At 60.4% G+C, this 4,865-nt stretch carries 6 protein-coding genes; 5 read left to right on the forward strand and 1 reads right to left on the reverse strand.

The genetic code is table 11. The features are described 5' to 3' along the window. Positions 1-68: 68 nt before the first annotated feature. Positions 69-533: an Lrp/AsnC family transcriptional regulator gene (locus ACXRVY_RS17310; protein WP_008015415.1), complete on the reverse strand. Its 465-nt coding sequence runs from the start codon at positions 531-533 to the stop codon at positions 69-71. 126 nt (positions 534-659) lie between these two features. On the opposite strand from ACXRVY_RS17310, the gene ACXRVY_RS17315 reads away from it, so the two are divergent. The 5 genes from ACXRVY_RS17315 (at position 660) to ACXRVY_RS17335 (ending at position 4,722) form a co-directional block, all read left to right on the forward strand. Further along, positions 660-998, forward strand: a complete 339-nt coding sequence (locus ACXRVY_RS17315; protein ID WP_223456544.1) for a hypothetical protein — start codon at positions 660-662, stop codon at positions 996-998. 90 nt (positions 999-1,088) lie between these two features. Continuing rightward, positions 1,089-2,873, forward strand: coding sequence for a GspE/PulE family protein (locus ACXRVY_RS17320; RefSeq protein ID WP_223456542.1), 1,785 nt, complete (start codon positions 1,089-1,091; stop codon positions 2,871-2,873). Positions 2,874-2,957: 84 nt separating this feature from the next. Beyond that, positions 2,958-3,878, forward strand: a complete 921-nt coding sequence (locus ACXRVY_RS17325) for an SPFH domain-containing protein (RefSeq protein ID WP_223456540.1) — start codon at positions 2,958-2,960, stop codon at positions 3,876-3,878. A gap of 8 nt (positions 3,879-3,886) precedes the next feature. Next, the gene (locus ACXRVY_RS17330) at positions 3,887-4,336 is read left to right on the forward strand and encodes an NfeD family protein (protein ID WP_223456539.1); all 450 of its coding nucleotides are present in this window, start codon (positions 3,887-3,889) and stop codon (positions 4,334-4,336) included. 68 nt (positions 4,337-4,404) lie between these two features. Then, positions 4,405-4,722, forward strand: coding sequence for a DUF2388 domain-containing protein (locus ACXRVY_RS17335; protein ID WP_458237846.1), 318 nt, complete (start codon positions 4,405-4,407; stop codon positions 4,720-4,722). Positions 4,723-4,865 lie beyond the last annotated feature (143 nt).

Consider the following 4,865-nt stretch of genomic DNA (forward strand, 5'->3'; position numbering starts at 1 on the left):
TCCTTGTGGGAGCGAGCTTGCTCCGGGCGGCGTTCCGACGATGAGGCCAGTAAAGTCACCACAAGATTTCAGACCGGCAAACTGGTCGTCGACTTGATCTCCGACAACGCCACGATCGAATTGACCTCCTGAATCCCCGGCACCATCGACAGCTTCTCGAAGAAAAAGCGCTCGTAGGCCTCAATGTCCGCCGTGACAATCCGCAGCAAGAAATCCACCGCCCCCATCAGCACATAACACTCCAGCACCTCCGGAAAGCCGCGAATCGCCTCGGTGAATTCGGTGAAGTTCGAACGCCCRTGGGCATTGAGTTTCACCTCCGCGAAGATCTGCGTGTTCAGGCCGATTTTCTTGCGGTCGAGCAAGGTCACCTGGCCGCGAATGATGCCCTCCTCTTTCATCCGCTGAATCCGCCGCCAGCACGGCGATTGCGAGAGCCCCACCTGCTCGGCGATCTGTGCGCTGGAAAGCGAAGCATCCTCTTGCAGCAAGGCGAGGATCTTGCGGTCGTAGCTGTCCAATTCGCTTTGCATAAAAAAACCCTTAACCGAGTAACAAGTGAATTGATTGATTCTTCATTTTTGCAATACGGCCAATCATAGAGAAGAAATACCCGGCACAGGATGTAAACATTTCTCCAATGATTTTGGAGCCAGACCATGCCGTATCTCGAAGCCGTGAACACCCCACCTGCCCGTGCCGATGTCTGGAACGTCGGCAACGCCCATTGCCGGGTTCGCTATCAAATGCTGGCCGAGGCAGAACCGGACCTGCTGTGTCGTGCCCTCAATCTGTTCGCTTTGCAATTGCTCACGCCGGAACAGGTCAACGTGCAGCGCCAGGACGACTGGCTGGCCATCGAGATCGTTATCGACGGTTTGAGCTGGCACCGCGCGCAAGTGATTGCGGAAAAACTTCGTAACCTGATCAGCGTCTGCTCGGTGGAGCTGCAAGAAGCTGATTCTGCCTGGGCCGAAGCGGTTCAAGCGGCGGGTTGAAAAACTCCGAAACGGCTTCGTCGGGTAGTGGCCCAGCGGTCAGCCGGGCCACGGCTATCCTTTGCCGACTGTCGTTCAAAAGGAGCCCGCATGTCCGTACATATTGCCCTTCAGGACCGCTGGCTGGATCTCAATGATGTGCTGCGCGAACTGGTCGCCCAGGGCTTCATCAGCCAGGATTCGGCCGAACACGCACTCAATGCCCGCCGCCGCAACGCCACCCATGGCCAGGTGCATCCGTTGGAGTTCATCGCCAGTCAACAGCTGGACGATCTCAGCTGTCCCGGCAAACCGCTGGACCTCGAAAGCCTGACCCTGTGGCTGTCTCGGCAGGCCGGCCAACCTTACCTGCGCATCGATCCGTTGAAAATCAACGTCGCGGCCGTGACCCCGCTGATGTCCTATGCCTTCGCCCAGCGCCACAAGATTCTCGCTGTAGCGATCGACCGCGACGCGGTCACCGTGGCCAGCGCCCAGCCTTATGTCAGTGGCTGGGAGGCTGACTTGACCCACGTGCTCAAGTTGCCGATCAAGCGCGTGGTGGCCAACCCGGTGGACATCCAGCGCTTGAGCGTCGAATTCTTCCGCCTGGCCAAATCGGTCACCGGGGCGAACAGCGCCGATCCCCAGGTCAGCAACCTGGGCAATTTCGAACAGCTGCTCAACCTCGGCGCCAGCGACCAGGAGCCGGACGCCAACGACGCACACATCGTCAATATCGTCGACTGGCTGTTCCAGTACGCGTTCCAGCAGCGCGCCAGCGACATCCACATCGAGCCCCGGCGCGAGCAAGGCACGGTGCGCTTTCGCATCGACGGCGTGCTGCACAACGTCTACCAATTCCCGCCTCAGGTCACCATGGCCATCGTCAGTCGCCTGAAAACCCTGGGTCGCATGAACGTCGCGGAGAAACGCAAACCCCAGGACGGCCGGGTGAAAACCAAGACCCCGGACGGCGGCGAAGTCGAATTGCGTTTGTCGACACTGCCCACGGCCTTCGGCGAAAAAATGGTCATGCGGATCTTCGACCCGGAAGTCCTGCTAAAGGACTTCGACCAGCTTGGTTTCTCCGTCGACGACCTGCGCCGCTGGCAGGACATGACCCGCCAGCCCCACGGCATCATCCTCGTCACCGGGCCGACGGGTTCGGGCAAGACCACTACCCTCTACACCACCCTGAAAAAACTGGCGACACCGGAGGTCAACCTCTGCACCATCGAAGACCCGATCGAAATGGTCGAGCCGGCGTTCAACCAGATGCAGGTCCAGCACAACATCGACCTGACCTTCGCCGCCGGCGTGCGTGCGCTGATGCGGCAAGACCCGGACATCATCATGATCGGCGAGATCCGCGACCTCGAAACCGCGGAGATGGCGATACAGGCTGCACTCACCGGGCACCTGGTGCTGTCGACCCTGCACACCAACGATGCGCCCAGCGCCATCAGCCGTCTGCTGGAACTCGGCGTGCCGCACTACCTGATCAAGGCCACGGTGCTCGGCGTCATGGCCCAGCGCCTGGTGCGGACCCTGTGCCCGCACTGCAAGGCGCCGCTGACGCTGGGCGAAGACGACTGGCAAACCCTGACCCGTCCCTGGCAAGCACCGTTGCCGGCCAATGCCCAGCGTGCCATCGGTTGCGTGGAATGCCGCGACACCGGTTATCACGGTCGCGCCGGGGTCTACGAAATCATGCAGCTCAGCGACAGCCTCAAAGCGCTGATCAGTCCCGATACCGATCTGCTGGCCGTTCGGCGTCAGGCATTCAAGGAAGGCATGCGCAGCCTGCGGCTGTCAGGAGCGCAAAAGGTCGGCGCCGGGCTGACGACCATCGAGGAGGTTCTGCGCGTGACACCCCAGAGCGAGCATAGCTGAGCCCGGCTGTACTTATCCGTCATCGGCACAGCTACACTCCAGCGATTGCAACTCCACAGATCCACACATCAACAAGGAATCGTTATGCAGATCGGTAGTGTGCTTTTGCTTTTTGTCGGCCTGGTGGTCGCCATTCTGTTCATGGGTTTCAAGGTGGTGCCCCAGGGCTTTGAATGGACCGTCGAACGTTTCGGGCGCTACACCAACACGCTCAAGCCAGGGCTGAACGTCATCGTCCCAGTCATGGACCGTATCGGTCGCAAGATGAATGTGATGGAAAGCGTGCTGGACATTCCGCCGCAGGAAGTCATCACCGCCGACAACGCCACGGTGCAGATCGACGCCGTGTGTTTTTTCCAGGTGGTCAACACAGCCCAGGCTGCCTACGAAGTGAACAACCTCGAACATGCCATCCGCAACCTGCTGCAAACCAACATCCGTACGGTACTCGGCTCGATGGAGCTCGACGCCATGCTCAGCCAGCGTGACGGGATCAACGAAAAACTGCTGCGCACCGTCGATGAAGCGACCGCGCCGTGGGGCATCAAGATCACCCGGATCGAGATCAAGGACATCAGCCCGCCCGCCGATCTGATGGCGGCGATGTCGGGGCAGATGAAAGCCGAGCGGATCAAACGTGCACAGATCCTCGAGGCCGAAGGCCTGCGTGCCGCAGCGATCCTGACCGCAGAAGGCAAGAAGCAGGCGCAGATCCTCGAAGCCGAAGGCAGTCGCCAGGCCGCCTTCCTTGAGGCCGAAGCTCGCGAGCGACAAGCCGCGGCAGAAGCCCAGGCGACCAAAGTGGTGTCCGAAGCCATCGCCAGCGGCAACGTGCAGGCGGTCAACTATTTCGTGGCGCAGAAGTACATCGATGCGCTGGGCAAGCTGGCTTCGGCCAACAACAGCAAAGTGATCCTGATGCCGCTGGAGGCCAGTTCGATGATCGGTGCGGTGGGCGGCATTGGCGAAATCGTCAAGGCCACTTTCGATAACAAGAAAGCCTGAGGCGTGCCATGTGGGCATTTTTGCAGCATCTTTCGTTCTGGGACTGGTTGGCGCTGGGCACAGTACTGTTGATTCTCGAAGTGTTCGGCGCCGGCGGCTACCTGTTGTGGATCGGCATGGCGGCAGCGACCGTGGGCGTCTTGACCTTCTTCCTGCCGGGCCTGTCCTGGGAATGGCAGTTTCTATTGTTCGGCCTGCTGTCGATCGCTACCGCGTTTTACTGGTGGCGGCGTCAGCGCACGGCGGCGCGCCCGAGCGATCAGCCGCACCTGAATCTGCGCGGCCAGGAACTGATTGGCAAAACCTTCGTGGTGCATGAAGCGATTATCAATGGCCGCGGCAAAATCAAGGTGGCCGACGGCGTGTGGATGGCCCGCGGGCCGGACACTGCCATTGGCAGCCGCGTGCGGGTGGTCGGCCAGCAAGGCGCGATCCTGCTGGTCGAAGCGGCGGAATAGGCGACCACGGAACTCGATTGGGGGTTGGCAATCCAACGGCGTAGTCAACCCAGTGGAGTCACCCTGTCATGCGTTTCAAACTTGCTGTCGCTACCGTCGCGCTGTTGTCCCTGCCTGTCGGTTCGGCGATGGCCGATACTTTTTGGCGTAACGTTCTTACGTCCGGTGCAACCACCGGTTCGAGCTATCTGACATCCAAGGATAACAAGCTGGTCGTCGCGGCCCAGGACGACGCCAGCAGCTTCGTCGCCAGTGACGGCGGCATCCGCGGCCCGTACCTGGAAGCGGCCATGCAGAAGGTCCGCGCCGATAACCCGGGCCTGCAAGCCACGGACATGGAACTGGYGAACGCGATCCTGGCGAAGAATGCCGTGGCTTCGGAGTAACAGTCGCGAACACAAGAATGCCGCTCACTTGAGCGGCATTTTTTTCCCTGTGGACACAAATCCCATGTTCACCGAGCCCCCCTGTGGGAGCGAGCTTGCTCGCGATAGCGGTGGATCAGTAAAAACTTCATTGACTGTCACAC

The sequence above is a fragment of the Pseudomonas sp. P5_A2_2 genome (assembly GCF_054177685.1).